This window comes from Chloroflexota bacterium, from assembly GCA_034717495.1.
Lineage (GTDB): Bacteria > Chloroflexota > Anaerolineae > JAAEKA01 > JAAEKA01 > JAYELL01.
Genome location: JAYELL010000036.1, coordinates 1 through 15,822, shown reverse-complemented (window position 1 = coordinate 15,822; position 15,822 = coordinate 1). Strand labels below are relative to the sequence as shown.

Genomic DNA, 15,822 nt, shown 5'->3' with positions numbered 1-15,822 from the left:
ACTTGTTTCCCTGTCTACTTGTTTCCTTGTCTACTTGCTCCCTTGCTCCCTTGTCTCCCTGTTTCCCTGTCTACTTGTTTCCCTGTCTACTTGTTTCCTTGTCTACTTGTTTCCCTGTCTACTTGTTTCCCTGTCTACTTGTTTCCCCACTCCCCTACCCGCTATCCGACCCGTTCTCCCCCACGCGGTCCTTCAACCAGGCTTTCATGAATCCATCCAGGTCCCCATCGAGCACGGCCTGGGGATTACCCACCTCGTGGTTGGTGCGCAGGTCCTTGACCATCTGATAGGGCTGCAGCACATACGACCGGATCTGATTGCCCCAACCCATTTCTACATGTTTGCCCTTGAGCCGGGAGCGTTGTTCCTCCAGCTTTTGCAGCTCCATGTCATACAGTTTGCCGCGCAGCACCCGCATCGCCGCAAGGCGGTTTTGGGTCTGGCTGCGTTCATTCTGACATTGAACCACAACGCCGGTCGGCAGATGGGTGAGCCTCACGGCGGTGGAGTTTTTCTGCATGTGCTGACCGCCGGCACTGCCCGCGCGGAAGACATCCAGGCGAACTTCTTCCGGCTTGATGTCGATCTCGATATCATCATCCAGTAGAGGAAGTACCTCGACCATAGCGAAGGAAGTATGGCGCCGAGACGAGGAATCGAAGGGGCTGATGCGGACCAATCGGTGTACGCCGCGTTCGGAACTCAGGTAGCCATAAGCCCACTCGCCATCGATCTCAACAGTAACACTCTTGATGCCGGCTTCTTCGCCATCGGTGCGATCGGTTATCTCCGAGCGGAACTTGCGACGTTCGGCCCACCGGAGATACATGCGCAGCAGCATGTCCGCCCAGTCCTGGGCTTCTGTCCCACCCGCCCCTGCGTGAATCGCCAGAATTGCGCCAGCTCGATCGTGAGGCCCACTGAGTACAAGCTGGAATTCTACCTGTCCCAGTTCTTCTGCGATGGCGGCCGCGTCCTCAGCCACGGCATCGGCTGTCTCCTGGTCCTTTTCCAGCGCGGCCAATTCCAACAGTTCCAGAGCATCCTGCACTCGCTGCGCCAGGCCATCCCAGGTGGCCACCATATCCTTGAGACCCGACAGCTCACGCATCATTGCCTGGGCCTCGATGGGATCATCCCAAATCGATGGATCTGCGGCCCTTTCCTCCAGTTGCTCTAGCTTCTCAACTTGCTTGGGCAGGTCAAAGCCGCCTCCGGATCTGAGTAATGCGTTCGTTCAACTCCAGCAATTCTTTTCGGGTATCTTCCATCATGATGCTTTCTCCTCTTGCTTTTCTCTTTGTCGAGAGTCAAGGTCCTCGGGCTTTTCGGTTCCCTGTTGCTACTTGAAAACCGTGATTATTGTCCAACCCGGGGCCGCCAACCGACCCCTTATGATCGCGACTTCTACTCGAACAGCGAATCGACGAAAACCAGCGCGTCGAAAGGTGCCATATCCTCCATCGTCTCACCGGTACCGACGAAGCGCACCGGCACCCCCAATTCGCGGGCAATGGCAAACACCATACCCCCCTTGGCCGTGCCGTCCAGCTTGGTCAGGATTACACCGCTGACCTCCACGGTTTCCTTGAAGTGTCGAGCCTGGCTCAAGGCATTCTGTCCGGTAGTCGCATCCAACACAAGGAACACCTCGTGAGGCGCTTTGTGCACCTGTCGGGAGGCGACATTTCGGACCTTCTCCAGCTCTTGCATCAGGTTGTACTTGGTATGCATGCGGCCCGCAGTGTCAATGATCAACAGATCCGCCTGGCGGCTTTCCTGGGCAGCGCGAATGGCGTCGTAGACCACGGCACCAGGGTCGGCACCCTGGCCCTGAGCAATCACATCAACCTCCGCCCTGTCTCCCCAAATCTGAAGCTGTTGCACAGCCGCAGCTCGAAATGTATCCGCTGCCGCCAACAAGACAGTCCGTCCATGGTCCGAATACAGCTTGGCAAGTTTGGCGATACTTGTGGTCTTTCCGGAGCCATTGACACCGACCACCAATACAACCGTTAGAAGACGTGGCTCGTCGATCTCCATTGGTTCCGCCTGGCCAAGCACCGCCAGCATTTCCTGCTTGACCACTTCCTGCATCTGGTCGGGGCGTTTGATATTCTGCCGCTCTACTTGCTCGCGGACCCGGTCGACCAATTCCATGGTGGTCTCGATGCCCACATCACCCATGATCAGAGTCTCTTCCAGTTCCTCCCAGGTTTCCTCACTAATCTCATTGGCTTGAAAAATCGTCCCGAGCCGACCTAACAGGCCACCGCGGGTCTTCTCCAGGCTGTCGTGAAGCCTTTTTTCGTCAGCCTGTTGCTCATCCTGCGATCTTCTAAACAACTTAAGCACAGTTAAACCTAAGCCTCCTCAATTGCTAATTGGAAAACAAACCATTGGTGAACTATTAATGGTAAATCGATCCACACCCGGGAAAAAAGGAATTGACCATTGATCATTTACCAATTATACATGCTTCTTCAGTTTATTCCGAAATGGCAGCATATCAAGTTGAGCGGTGCCGAAGTATGAACTGCAAGGTCAACGCTGATCAGACATCAGAGAAGATCAGCGTTGATCTGCGCCGAAGGTCTGCGTAAATCAGCGGTGAAATCTGAAAAAAATACAACCGCAACGCTGTCCTGAGCAGTGTCCCGAGCTTGTCGAGGGGCGTAGCCGAAAAGAATATTGAGGAATCGCAGGCGCTGTGCTATAATCGGTCGCAAAGTGACCCGGTTATCTGCCCGGGTGCCATGGTTAGACACACTGAGTTACTTCCCTGTGGGCAGGGTTGAAGAACCATACCGTGAACACAGGGAAGTTGATCAGGTTCTGGAGCAAAACGAATGACCAACTCCCGATCTCTGCAAGCGATCAGCGCGCCGCTCGAAAGAGCCTTGCGCTTCGAGGAAACCAGCGGACTCAACTTCAAAGACAAAACTCTCCTGCAGCGAGCGTTAACCCACCGATCGTACATCAACGAATCACCTTGGTTCATCCAGGCCGACAACGAGCGGCTGGAGTTTCTGGGCGACGCGGTTCTCGATTTCGTGATTGGGGAGCAGATCTACCACCGGTTTCCGGAGCTCAGAGAGGGCCCACTTACCAACCTGCGAGCTGCCCTGGTCCGGGAAGAAACCCTGGCGAGTTTCGCCAGGGAACTTCAATTGGGTCGGTTTTTACTTCTGGGTCGGGGTGAAGATGAAACGGGTGGTCGAGAACGCCCCGCCATTCTCTGCGCCGGTTTCGAAGCGCTTGTAGGAGCACTATACCTGGACCAGGACCTGGAAGCGGTCGACAACCTTCTTTTCCCGCTGGTCGAACCGGTTCTGCCCGAAATGGTCGAGCAGGCAGCAATCAAGGATGCCAAAAGTCGCCTCCAGGAATGGAGTCAGAGCGAGCTTCGGTCAACACCACGATATCAGACTGTGGCCGCCGAAGGCCCTGACCACGCCAAGCTTTTCACCGTTCAGGTACTCGTCAACGGTGAGATATGGGGCCGGGGTGACGGTCAGTCCAAACAAAAGGCGTCACAAAGAGCTGCGGCCGATGCCCTCCGGCGCCTGGAAATCGGTCAGCCTATTGCGCAGCAAGGGATTGTGGCAAGGGAAGACGTGGCGGCCGACCTTATTGATACATCCGCCCTGGTGGAGAATGCACCAGTCTAGCGAGTCACTGCCGAAACCGCGAGCAGCAAACCAGCCCGAACCCTGCGTCGATAAGCCTGGCAATCAACCTGTTCTCCTGGTGACAGGTGCCAGCGGTTTCCTCGGCGGGGAAATCGTTCGACAGGCATCTGTTGCCACCAGTTCCTTTAACAAGATCTGGGGCACCTGGCATCGCAACCCTCCCGATCCGAGCAAGGGCCCCGTGCGCCTGGCCCAGCTGGATATCTCGGAACGGCAGCAGGTGTTGGATCTCCTTGGGCAGATTCGTCCAACGGCCATCATCCACACGGCCTATCAGAAGGCTGGGCCGGACGCGCAGGCTGCCACCGTTAATGGCAGCCGGTACGTGGCGGAAGGGGCTTCTCTCATTGGCGCCCGGTTGGTTCACCTTTCATCGGATGTGGTCTTCAGCGGCCAAGGGGCGCCCTACGACGAAACGGCTCGACCAAACCCGCTGCCAACACACGACTATGGTGTAGCAAAAGCTGAAGCCGAGTATGCCGTCCGCGCCACAGCACCCCAGGCTGTCATCGTACGGACCTCCCTGATTGGCCGCCTGGACCCGCCCGACGACAGCACGGCCTGGCTTGTCAATAGCAACAGGAAGGGACAGACAGTCACCCTCTTTACCGATGAGATTCGCTGCCCTATTTGGATCGAGGATCTGGCCTCCGCTCTGCTGGAGCTGGCAGGAAACAGGCTTAGCGGCGTCATCAACGTGGCAGGGCCTCAGGCTCTCAGCCGCTTCGAGATGGGCGAACGCCTGGCGGGTTACTACGGGCTCGACCGGAACCTTATCCTGTCCGGCCTGAGCCGCGGGAGTGGCCTGGCACGTCCCACGGATTGCACTCTGGATACCAGGCTTGCTCAACAGCTGTTGCACACCCTTATTCGCAGCTACGACGAGGGTTTCGCGGGTCATGAAAACTGATCCGGAGAACGACCAGGAACCTGAACGGACGCCCATGGAGGCTGAAATCGACATCGATCCTAACGACACCACAAAGCCTATGCGTCTCAAACAACTTGAACTTCACGGCTACAAAACCTTCGCTGGCAAAACCAATTTCCACTTCAAGGGAGGGCTGACCGCCATCGTCGGCCCCAACGGCAGTGGAAAATCGAATATCTCTGACGCGATCCAGTGGGTTCTTGGAGAACAAAGCTTCACTCGTTTGCGCGCCAAACGCAGCGAAGACATGATCTTCAGCGGCTCCAACGAGCGCGCCCGATTGGGCATGGCCCAGGCCAGCCTGACACTGGACAACACCGACGGTTGGCTGGCGGTGGACTATGGCGAAGTGGTTATCACCCGGCGCGCCTATCGATCAGGTGAAAACGAGTATTATCTGAACGGCACTCGCGTGCGGTTGAAGGACATCAACCAACTGCTGAGTCAATCTGGTCTGGCAAAACGGACCTACACCATGATTGGCCAGGGATTGGTCGATCAGGCCTTATCGCTCAGACCCGATGAGCGCCGCGCCCTGCTGGAGGAAGCTGCTGGCATCACCGGCCATCAGGCCAAGCGCGATACTGCCCTGCGCCAGCTCGCCGAAACCAGGCGCAACCTCGAACGGGTTCGGGATATCCTCAACGAGATAGAGCCCCGTTTGCGCTACCTCAAGACCCAGGCAACCCGCGCCGAAAAGCGTTTTCAGGTTCAGGCCGATCTCGATACTCAGCTGCGGGTGTGGTATGGATACCGATGGAATCGCAGCCGGAACAGTCTGGCGCTGGCGCGCGAGGAGGAGACCTCGACCGGTGCAGTGGTCAAAGCCCGCCAGGAAACGCTGCGTCAGCTGGACGGCCAGCACACCACCCTGCGCGAACGCCATGCCTTCCTGCGAAACAAACTGGGGGACTGGCACCGGGCAAGCAGCACCCTGCATCGCCAGGCGGAAGCCATGCAACGCGAGCTGGCGGTGGGTTCAGAGCGCAAACGTCAGCTGGCCGAACGCCGGGACGACCTGCTGGCCGAACTCGATCCCATGCAGGAACGACGGCAAGCTCAGGTCGAACATGTCCAGGTTGCCCAGGCCGCGCTGTCAAGTGAGCAGGAAAATCTCCAGCAACTGGAGAGCCGTATCCAGGAGGCCCAGGCGGGAGTCGACGCTGCTGAGGCTACCCGACGAAGGCATGGGATTGCGCTGGCCGACGCACAAAAGCTTGCATCCGAGCTGCAAACCGAGCAGATAGGCTACGAGCGAAGCCTGGTAGAGCAGGAAGGCCGGCGCCAGACCCTGGTGGCGGAGATCACTCGTTTAGAGGAGGAATTGCAGGCATCGGTTTCCCGTCACCAGGAATTCCTGCCCCAGGTCGCTTCGCTGGAGGCCCAACTGTCCCAACTGGAGGCAGAGGGACAGACGTTGGCAGAACAACGCGGGACACTGGTGCAGGCGATTGATAGAAACGAGGCGCAATCGTCGGAATGGGCATCGCAGCTGGCCCAGGGTCAACGCCGGGCAGACCGTTTGAGAGATCAACTGGAATTGCTGCAGCGGCTCAAAGATGAAGGCGAAGGCTATGGTGGTGGCGCCCGGTCCGTCCTCCGCGGTCTCGGTAGCTCATCCTCAGAACTCTCGGGAATCATTGGCACGGTTGCTGACCAGATCGACGTGCCGGAACGGCTGGAGCTTGCCATTGAAACCGCGCTGGGCGGCCGCCTGCAGGACATTGTTGTCGATCGCTGGCAAGACGCCGAAAAGGCAATTGCCTGGTTGAAGCGCACAAGCGGCGGCAGGGCAACTTTCCTGCCGTTGGACACGATTCGGCCTGGCCGGCCAATCTCAGTGCCCTCCGGCGCGGGTGTCATTGGCGTCGGTGCTGATCTGGTCAAGGCCGATCCCCAGTTGGGCCAGTTGGTGGATTATCTACTCGGTCGCGTGGTGGTCACCGAAAACCTGGCTGTCGCCCGCCGCGTTCGCGGTGCCGGACAGAATCGACCAACCATTGTCACGCTTGAAGGAGATATCGTACGTCCAGGGGGCAGTGTGAGTGGCGGCAGCCGTGCCGCGCGCAGGGACAAAGGGGTGCTGGCAAGAGAACGGTCTCTGAGGGAATTGCCCCAAGCGCTTCGCCAGGCCGAGAAAGAGGTCTCTGAGCAACAAGCCCAGTTGGCTGCCCTGCAGCAGGCAATCCAGGATCAGCGACAGTCGCTAAACAACCTTGATCACGAGCTGGCCGACGCTTCCAGGCAACAGCAGACCCAGACCGCGGCGCTGGCCAAACTTCAGGGCCAGGCAACCCAGATCGCCCAGGAATTGGATTGGCGAAATCAACGACTGTCCCAGGCCCACCAGGAGCAGGAAGGCCTTTCGACGCGAAAGTTGGAGGCGCAAACAAGGATATCTCAATTAGCCGAGGCGATCCAGGAAGCGCAGCTGACCGTCACAGAGGCTGAGCGCGAGCTGACGGGCTTGGATCCCCGGGAAATGGTTGCCGATCTGATGGAACAACGTTCCGCGGCGAGCGTCGTTGCAGCCCGGGTTGCCAGCGAGCAAGCCATCCTGTCCAATCAGCAGCGAAGCTTGAACCAGTTGCAGCAAGAGATTCGTTTCAAGCAGGCCCGGGCCGACGGCTTAGTGGCAGAACAGGAAGCCCTGGCCGCCAGGTTGGGTAATCTGCAGCTCCAGGATGAGACTCTGGGCGCGCAAATTGATGAGTACGCCAATCGCATCGATCCAGCTGAAAAAGAACTCTCGACTATTGACACGGAACGAAATGCCCTGGCAGAAGAGGAATCGCAGCACCGTCGCCATCTTCAGTATGAGGAGCAAATTTCCAACAAGGCCCAATTGGCCCTGCAACGAGCCACCGATGAACTGACCCACCTGCGTAGCGAGATCGAACATGATGTCGGCCTGGTAGAGTTGGATGAACCGGAGCAGGTCGACTCCCAGCCACCCCTGCCGATCCGGCCGATCATAGAACGCCTGCCGGTCATCGAAGAACTCCCGGAGCGGGTCGAAAAAGACATTCGCAAGCTGCGATCGCAATACAATCGCCTGGGCAGCGTCAATCCCAATGCTCCTGAGGAATACCAGGAAGCCCGCGATCGGCATGAGTTTTTGACGGGCCAGGCGACTGACCTGGAACAGGCAGCGGACACCCTGGAAGAGGTTATCCAGGAGCTCAACGAAGTGATGCAACGAGAGTTCATGGTCACCTTCCAGGCAGTCGCGCGGGAATTCAAGGAGAAGTTTACCACCCTGTTTGGCGGCGGCACGGCCAGACTTGAGCTAAACGAACCGGATGACCCCATGCACAGTGGGATCGAGATCATTGCGCGTCCTCCGGGAAAACGCACGATGGCATTGCCGCTGCTCAGCGGTGGCGAACGAAGTCTCACCGCGGCGGCGCTGATTCTGAGTATTCTGGAGGTCAGCCCTCCACCGTTCTGCATCCTGGATGAGGTTGACGCCGCATTGGACGAGGCCAATGTCAATCGCTTCCGCGCCGCGATCAAGGAGGCCGCAAAAGACCTCCAGTTCATTATCATTACTCATAACCGCGGCACCATTGAAGCAGCGGACACGATTTACGGCATCTCCATGGGTTCCGACAGCTCCTCCCAGGCTCTGTCACTTCACCTGGAAGACCTCGATAGCCGGCGGGAGCGGTACCAGCCCGCTTAACGGTCGGCTGGATATTCGAATGCCTGGCATGGTTGCCGTCCGGTGGATTAAGCTTGCCTCGCTGCTCACCCTCTGGGCCTCAAGCTTCATCCTCAATGAGATCGCCCTGAGAGATCTTAACCCTGCCGCTGTAGTAACTGGCCGATGGCTCGTGACCGCCGTTCTGACAGTTTTCCTGTTGATTCGTCGTGACCAGATGAATGAGTTCCGCGGCGCGATCCGCTCAGAGTTTTTCTCGTTTTTTTTATTGTCCATGGTGGGTGTAACCTTGCTCTACGGGCTGCAGATCGCTGGTCAGGCGCACACGAGCGCTGTCAACACTGGGCTCCTGGCAAACACAGTTCCCATATTCACTGCCCTGTTAGCAACAATCTTTTTTGGCCAGCAGGTCGGCCTTGCCGGTTGGATCGGAATCGTGTTGGCCTTGGTGGGTGCCTGGGTTGTCAGCGCCAATGGCTTCCTCCTGGATTTCGATCTTTCCACAGCTTTTGGCGACCTGCTTGTGCTTCTTTCCGCCCTGATGGGTGCCTTTTATTTTGTGATCGGTGGGCGACTCCTGGAGGCCTATCCACCCCTGATCGTGACCACAGCAGCAGCCACCATGGGGGCATTGACACTCTTGCCCATCGCCCTGGTTTTCGGCGGTGACAGCACCCTGACCCTACCCGCCCTGGCAGCTGTGTTGATCCTTGGCATCGGGCCCGGCCTGCTGGCGAACCTGTGGTGGTGGGAAACTGCAGAGTGGTTGACTGCCAACCGGGCTGCCGTTTACATCTACCTGATCCCTCTGATCACCATGGTTTTCGCTATGCTCTTTCTCGGCGAGACCATCACTCAGGCTCAACTGATGGGTACATTCCTGGTTCTCGGAGGCGTCTGGCTGGCCGAACGCAGCATATCAAGCATATCAGGTGAACCCTAACCAGAAAAAGGAAACAACAGAACCCAATTATGAATTGTCCTTCGTGTGGCGTTAAAAATGAACTGGGCGTTGATCTGTGTTCCAACTGCGATCAAGCCCTGTGCCCGGAATGTGGTGCTTCCCTGGACGACAACGACACGCTTTGCCCGCGTTGTGGCGCAGAGTTCGAGTTGGCATGCCCGAATTGCGAAAGCCCCGTGTCAGCGGAAGCAGAAGTCTGCCCCGATTGTGGCCTGCGCTTCGTATTTCCCTGCCCCAGTTGTGGCCTGGAGGTGGAGCTTGGCGACGACAGCTGCCCCCACTGCAGCCAGGCTCTTTGCCCTGATTGTGGCACACCGCTGGGTGAAGACGATACAGCCTGCCCAGGCTGCAGCGCGCAGCTGGAGTTGTTTTGCCCGGATTGCAATGCGCCTCTCAAGCCAGGTGATGAAAGCTGCTCCCAATGTGGCACCCAGTTCGTGATACCCTGTCCCCATTGCGGCAAAGCCAGGATCGAAATCGGCGCAGAGCGTTGCCCCGCCTGTGATGGCAATCTTTGCCTGCAATGTGGGGCGGCATTGACCGAGGCTGATACAGAATGCCCCAATTGCGGCATCGACTACGAGTTCGTCTGCCCGATGTGCGCCGCCGAGATCAGCCCCGGTGATGCCAGTTGCGCCAACTGCGGCAGCAGACTCGATCCGCAGATCTTCCAGCAGGAGGAAGAGCCAGAGCCGGCGGCACCTCCGGACACAGCTCCGGCCTTGGAACAACCAGCCCAGGGCGCTGCCGCCGCTTCGTTGTCCCATCCTGAGAGCATAGCCTGTCCCCGCTGCCACGGTACTATTTGGATCGAGGAAGGCTTGTGCCCGTTGTGTGGCCAGTTGATCTGCCCCGGCTGCGGCACCGGTGTGGAAGAGCAGGCCGATACCTGTCCCAAGTGCCGGTTGTCCTTGAGCTTCCCCTGTCCCGACTGTGGTTTCGAGTTAATGGCCTCGGCAGCGGTCTGTCCCAACTGCAACCACAGTTTTCTTCGGGTGTGTCCCCACTGCCAGCAACGGCTCTTCGGCACGGCGGAACGCTGCGAAAACTGTGGGCACGTCATGGAGGACATTGCCGACCGTCAGGTAGCTCTCTTTACCGATGTGGCAGGCGTACTGCCGATGGCTGTTTGTCCCAACTGCAAGACCCGCTTCCCGCGCAGCGAGGCTGTCTGTCCCGACTGCTTTTCCCGCATCTGTAACCAGTGTGGCCTGGTGCTGACGATGGAAGAAAGCGCCTGCCCCCGCTGCGGCACCCAAGGCGCCCCGGTGCCGACCTTCCCCTGCCCCAACTGCCAGGCGAAGGTTCCCCGGGGGAGCGTCGAGTGTCCGACCTGCCAGGCGATTCTCTGCCCTGACTGTGGCGGTGTTCTCGATCCTGAAGCAACCGAATGCTTCCGCTGTGGCGCCAAGATCGGCTTCTACTGTCCCGATTGCGGCGGCGAGGTCGGCGAGTGGGACAACACCTGTCCCCATTGTGGCGTGGTTTTTGAGGAAAGCCTGTAACAAAGTGCCGCGCTCAGGAAGCAGCAGCATTTCAACACCCTGCCAACCCGGCAGGGTGTTTTTTTGCAGCGCAATTGGATGGCGATTCCTGGAAGGTATTGTTATAAAACTTAAAATTTTGGATTAATTATTGACATTTATCAATTTTTTTGATATAATCACATCAGATTGGAGGGTATTATGCGAAAAATCATCGAGGCATGCCCCACGTGTGGCGACAGATTGACGATCACTGAGGTGTCTTGCGACACCTGTGGCACCCAGGTACGCAGTCGTTACAGTCCCTGTCCTTTTTGCTCGCTGACTGAGGAAGAACAGACCTTTCTTCTGCTCTTCGTGCGCAGCCGCGGCAACTTGAAGGAGCTGGAGAAAACCCTGGGTGTTTCCTACCCTACCGTGAGAGCCAAGCTGGATGAACTCATCCAGAACCTGGAGCAACCAACTCCGGACTCCCCCGCCGCCTCACGGCAAGCCATCTTGAACCAGCTTCGATCGGGCCAACTCTCGGCTGACCAGGCCCTGGCCCTTCTCAAACAGGCGCCTCCGGCACCAGGTGATTCAACATTCTGACATCATAGGAGAAAAAACATGATCAAGGTAGAAAGAGTTTTCGATCCGAAGGGTATCGCAAAGATCGATTCCCGATTGGGTCTCGGCGACATCCAGATCGCCAGCGGCAATGGCGACCAGATCCATCTGGGTGCTCGCATCCATTCCAACCGGGAGGAAGAACTGGAAACCCAGATCGTCGGCGATACATTGACCATCCAACAGAACGTCGTCGATATCGGCCGGAACCGTCGTATCGATGTAACCCTGACACTTCCAACGGGAATTGACGCCGATCTTAGTCTGCACACAGGCAAAGGAGATTTGAAGGTCAGTCAAGTTAGCGGCGCCCACAACCTGGCGTCCGGAAAAGGCGATATATCCGTTTCGGGCGGGCGAGGATTGCTGACCGTCGGAACCGGTTACGGCGATATCGCTGTTAGCGAACAGCGAGGCGCCGCCGTCCTGGAAACGGGCAAAGGTGACGTCACGGTGAGCGCTTTGGCCGGCACACTGAAAATCAATTCGGGCGCTGGAGATGCAACCATCCGGAATTGGAATTCAGGCGATGCCAGCAACGGCAAAACAGCAAGAAAGAATTCCGTCAATCTGGGGGCAGGCGACGTGGGTGTGCGCTATGCCAACGCCCGGGAATTGGCCATCAATACCGCCAAAGGCGATTGCAGGTTGCATAGTGTGAGGATAGCCAACCTACAGATCACAACATCCAAAGGCGATATTGCCGTTGATGGCGAACCAGCCTCCGGAGAGTGGCGTGCAACCACCGTCAAAGGCGACATCAGTATGCGGATGCCGGCTCAGGTCGGCGTACGGGTTGAAGCCGCAACACGTCGAGGCAAGATCGACTCCGATCTTCCCCAGGTTCGAGTGGGGCGTCCAGGCCCCGCCAGCCGATTTGGCGGCGGCCGCACCATCGGCGTCGTGGGCGACGAGCCCCGGGCGGATATCCAGTTGGAAACGGTCATGGGCGATATCGTAGTTCGAACGGTCGGCGCAATCCCTGTTGCGATCGAAGAACCCAGCGCCCGTTCGGAATCAGTCTTGGCGCCCTTGCAACCAGAGGTGGTCGATCCAGGGCAAAAACCGGTTGCGGCCCTGCCGCCGACCCAGCCCGTGCAAACGCGATCGGAGAACACGGCTATGGAGATACTGGAGAGTCTCTCGAATGGCGAGATTACCGTGGAGGAGGCAGAATCGCTGCTTCGGATCGTAGATTGACCGGCCATGGGTCCATGTCACTCCCGCTGCCATCCTCGCGAACGCGGGGAAAGCGGGAGTCCAGCAGTGAAGGCCAGGGAAAATGCAGGGCAGACTCCGCCCCTATGTCTGCCGGTAGGCCGCATATAGCCCAGCCCCCACTGCAGCAAGCAGCACACCCGTTGTCAACTGGGCGATGCAACAAAGCATACCGATGCCGATGCCCCCAACGAATTCAGTGACAGCCACCGGATCGAGTCCAGCTTGAACCAACGACTGAATCGTGTCGGCAGGCAACGCCAACACCAACTCTTCAGGTCCACCGGCGATGGCCAGGCGTATGGGTGCCAGGAACATTGCCGCCAGCCCACCGATAATGGCCGCGATCGCGCCAGCGACGGCACCGCCCACCGAGGCCTCAGATACCCCCGCCGGATAGTCACTCACCCGCACCGCTATCATGCCAATCAGTACGTAAACAAGGGGAAAGAGCGGCAAGGCAATGCAGGCTCCCACATAGGGCAACAGAGCAATGATCGACAACCCCACAGTCATAGCACCGCCCACTAAACCGGCCTGCAGATTCGCTCGGCGCATCGATGGTCCTTTCCAATCACCCCGGGTTAACATCCGCCTGGCTGACAGGTCCGCCATTCGGTCCCCGGATCACAGGATTTCTTATACCATGGTTGGCACATGACGTCAACGTCTCGCAATTGCGCGGCCCCCGCGGGTGAAGTATAATCGTTGTATGACTGATATCACACCACTGCCCGACGCCGAACCAGTAGCCGCCATCGGCGACACGGTTCTACTGGTTGGGGAGGACCGAAAACGTACACTGGTTAAACTGCAGCGCAATGGCGAATGGCACACCCACCGCGGTATCATTCGCCATGAGGAGATCATCGACAAGCCCCTGGGAAGAATGGTGGTCACCCAGCTTGGCCATGCATTCCTGGTCCTGGAACCCTCCACCCACGATCTGATCCGCTACATCAAACGCGAGACCCAGATCGTCTTTCCCAAGGATGCCGCCTACATCGTCCTACGCCTCAACCTCTATCCAGGACGGCGCGTGATCGAAGCAGGTACGGGCAGCGGTGGACTGTCCATGGCACTGGCTCGGGCCGTTATGCCTTCCGGTCGGGTGTATAGCTACGAGATGCGCAACAAGATGAGCCGGGTGGCAGCCAATAACCTGGTGCGCTTTGACCTGTTGCGTTATGTCGATCTAAAGGTCCGCGATATTGCCGATGGCTTCGACGAACAACATGTCGACGCCTGTTTCCTCGACTTACGGGAACCATGGCGCTACCTGGATGCGGTTCGCCGTGCGCTCAAAGGCGGGGGCTTTTTTGGAAGCCTGCTCCCCACGACCAATCAGGTCAGCGAACTATTGACCGCCCTGCCGCAGCATGGATTCGCCGATCTGGACGTGCACGAACTTCTTTTGCGCCACTATAAGCCGGTGGCTGCCCGCCTTCGACCTACCGATCGCATGGTGGCCCATACGGGATATCTGGTTTTCGCCCGCAAGGTCACTCTTCCCGAGGGCGAACAGTGGCGTACCACAGATCGCAAGCGCTATCAGGCCCGTCAGACAGCTGCCAACCGGGAAAATATCAGCGACCCTGGCCCTGACACCGAAAGTAGTCCGGACTCACCGGACGGCGAATAGACTCCGGGGTTGACCTCACCAAAAATGCAGGCCGGAAAATTACACAGAGCAGCCATCCAGTCACTGGCTCTAGCGACGAAGGACCCGCCACAGAAACAGACTGATCAGAAAGGCAGCTCCCGAGGAAATCAGGCCGGTATAAAGCAGTAGCGAGGGTTCCCGCTGGCCCGCCTGTCCAACCTGCGCGAGCATGGGCAGAGGGGTTGCCGTGGGTCTCGGTGGCCGAGTCGGCGTGATCGTCGGTGTGATCGTAGGGCTGGGCGTTGCCGTCGGGCTGGGTGTGTCGGTCGGGGTCGGCGACGCTGTCGCTGTGTCGCTAGGCGTTGGCGTGGCAGTCGGCGTATCCGTTGGCAGGACCGTTTCGGTTGGGGATGGGGTTGGAGTCTCCGTCTCCGGTATGGAGGTTGGGTTCGGCAGCGGCGTCGCAGTCGGGGGCATGGGGGTCGGCGTGGGCGCTGGCTGATTGGGGTCCAGCCGCAATCCCACGTTGTCGATGAAAATCATGTTGTCACCGGTGGACCTGGGATGTTCGACCCAGACGAATACCGTGGCCCTATCTGATTGGGCTACCGCTGAAACATCGAGATTGGGCTTATCCTGGGAGTGGGGACCTGGCCGGTTCAGGATGCGCCCCTTGCCGTAGTGCATCGGGCCCCAGACAATGTTGGGAGATGTGGGATCGGTGCCACCCGTGGGATCGATGCCCAGACGCCGTCCAAAGGTATCGGGCGCGTTGGGTCCACCCCATCCGACCGAGGCAATATACGCCTTGCCCGGCTCCAATCCCCCTACCTGGGTGTAGATACCTGCGGTGAACGTACCGCCGTTTGACCACATACGCAGCGACGGAGGGCCGAACACGGTGTCGACATCCTGCTTGAACGTCAGGTCGCCTGACACAACAAAGGGCGCCCAGCCTGCCGGCACCTGCCGCGGCGGACTGCCGCTGAAGGAATCGAAGCGGCAGTTGTCTATGAGATTTCCCGGATCGCAGGGATCCTGGGCGGACACCAGGGTTGGGCCAACGCCCAGCAGAAGAGCTACCGCCAGAAAAACGGCGATCCAGCGTGCCAGGTGGGCGCTCGATAGTCCATGTCCCTCAATCGATCGTTTTCCCAAGTCTTTTCCCAATTCCAGGCCCTCTATCCCAAATTTATCCCAAGTGCATTTGGGATAACTCCCAGGTAACCGGCAATACCTGCGGCAATCAAGGCAGCCGTACACTGTTCCAGGGTGCCGGACATCGATAAAACTTTCAAATGAACGGACCGCTTCGACCTTTCCCATGCTCCGGTCGAAGCCATCAAACCCGACGATTATACCTTGCGCCTTCCCTCACCGCAAACGGAAACCGTGCGCTCGACTCCCCATCCCCGTCCCCGTATCCTTCGTGTCCTCCGCACCCTTCGCGCTTCGTGTCCTTACCTCACGGTACGCCTGCTGGCGCGTAAGACTTCGCGCCTTCGTGGTCCAAACCTTCCCCCCATCCCAGTGTCCCCGTATCCCCCTCCCCGTGTCGCCCCCTCCCCGCGTCCCCCCATCCCCGCGTCCCCGTATCCTTCGTGTCCTCCGCACCCTTCGCGCTTCGCGTCCTTACCTCACGGTACGCCTGCTGGCG

Annotated in this window: 12 protein-coding genes; 8 read left to right on the top strand and 4 right to left on the bottom strand. The window is 58.5% G+C overall.

The genetic code is table 11. The features are described from left to right. Positions 1–154: 154 nt before the first annotated feature. Both prfB and ftsY read right to left on the bottom strand, forming a co-directional pair. Positions 155–1,271 (bottom strand): peptide chain release factor 2 gene (gene prfB, locus U9R25_06865; protein ID MEA3335616.1). Its coding sequence is split into 2 segments (ribosomal slippage): positions 155–1,204 and positions 1,206–1,271, totalling 1,116 coding nucleotides; the frame shifts between segments, so codons are not numbered across the junction. Between the two features lie 136 nt (positions 1,272–1,407). Beyond that, positions 1,408–2,355 carry a signal recognition particle-docking protein FtsY gene (ftsY, locus tag U9R25_06860; protein MEA3335615.1) on the bottom strand — a complete coding sequence of 316 codons (948 nt, stop codon included), beginning with the start codon at positions 2,353–2,355 and terminating at the stop codon, positions 1,408–1,410. A 494-nt stretch (positions 2,356–2,849) separates the two neighbouring features. On the opposite strand from ftsY, the gene rnc reads away from it, so the two are divergent. From rnc to U9R25_06825, 7 genes are all read left to right on the top strand, one after another. Next, complete coding sequence (rnc, locus tag U9R25_06855) at positions 2,850–3,671, top strand: ribonuclease III (protein ID MEA3335614.1); 822 nt, start codon at positions 2,850–2,852, stop codon at positions 3,669–3,671. Continuing rightward, on the top strand, positions 3,658–4,602 hold the full coding sequence (locus U9R25_06850) for an SDR family oxidoreductase (protein MEA3335613.1): 945 nt from the start codon (positions 3,658–3,660) through the stop codon (positions 4,600–4,602). The genes rnc and U9R25_06850 overlap by 14 nt, the downstream gene beginning before the upstream one ends. Continuing rightward, positions 4,592–8,308, top strand: coding sequence for a chromosome segregation protein SMC (gene smc, locus U9R25_06845; protein ID MEA3335612.1), 3,717 nt, complete (start codon positions 4,592–4,594; stop codon positions 8,306–8,308). Before U9R25_06850 ends, smc begins: the two co-directional genes overlap by 11 nt. A 19-nt stretch (positions 8,309–8,327) precedes the next feature. Then, positions 8,328–9,230: a DMT family transporter gene (locus U9R25_06840; GenBank protein MEA3335611.1), complete on the top strand. Its 903-nt coding sequence runs from the start codon at positions 8,328–8,330 to the stop codon at positions 9,228–9,230. A 29-nt stretch (positions 9,231–9,259) separates the two neighbouring features. Continuing rightward, positions 9,260–10,756, top strand: a complete 1,497-nt coding sequence (locus tag U9R25_06835) for a zinc ribbon domain-containing protein (GenBank protein MEA3335610.1) — start codon at positions 9,260–9,262, stop codon at positions 10,754–10,756. A gap of 180 nt (positions 10,757–10,936) precedes the next feature. Next, the gene (locus U9R25_06830; GenBank protein ID MEA3335609.1) at positions 10,937–11,326 is read left to right on the top strand and encodes a DUF2089 domain-containing protein; all 390 of its coding nucleotides are present in this window, start codon (positions 10,937–10,939) and stop codon (positions 11,324–11,326) included. Positions 11,327–11,344: 18 nt separating this feature from the next. Continuing rightward, positions 11,345–12,544, top strand: coding sequence for a DUF4097 family beta strand repeat-containing protein (locus U9R25_06825; protein MEA3335608.1), 1,200 nt, complete (start codon positions 11,345–11,347; stop codon positions 12,542–12,544). Positions 12,545–12,646: 102 nt separating this feature from the next. Here U9R25_06825 and U9R25_06820 read toward each other — a convergent pair whose 3' ends face one another. After that, positions 12,647–13,120 carry a hypothetical protein gene (locus U9R25_06820; GenBank protein MEA3335607.1) on the bottom strand — a complete coding sequence of 158 codons (474 nt, stop codon included), beginning with the start codon at positions 13,118–13,120 and terminating at the stop codon, positions 12,647–12,649. A gap of 154 nt (positions 13,121–13,274) precedes the next feature. Here U9R25_06820 and U9R25_06815 point away from each other — a divergent pair, with 154 nt between their 5' ends. Continuing rightward, positions 13,275–14,204 (top strand): tRNA (adenine-N1)-methyltransferase, encoded by a 930-nt coding sequence (locus U9R25_06815; GenBank protein MEA3335606.1) that lies wholly within the window; start codon positions 13,275–13,277, stop codon positions 14,202–14,204. Between the two features lie 69 nt (positions 14,205–14,273). Here the strand turns inward: U9R25_06815 and U9R25_06810 are convergent, their stop codons facing one another. Further along, complete coding sequence (locus tag U9R25_06810) at positions 14,274–15,323, bottom strand: hypothetical protein (GenBank protein MEA3335605.1); 1,050 nt, start codon at positions 15,321–15,323, stop codon at positions 14,274–14,276. Positions 15,324–15,822: the final 499 nt, after the last annotated feature.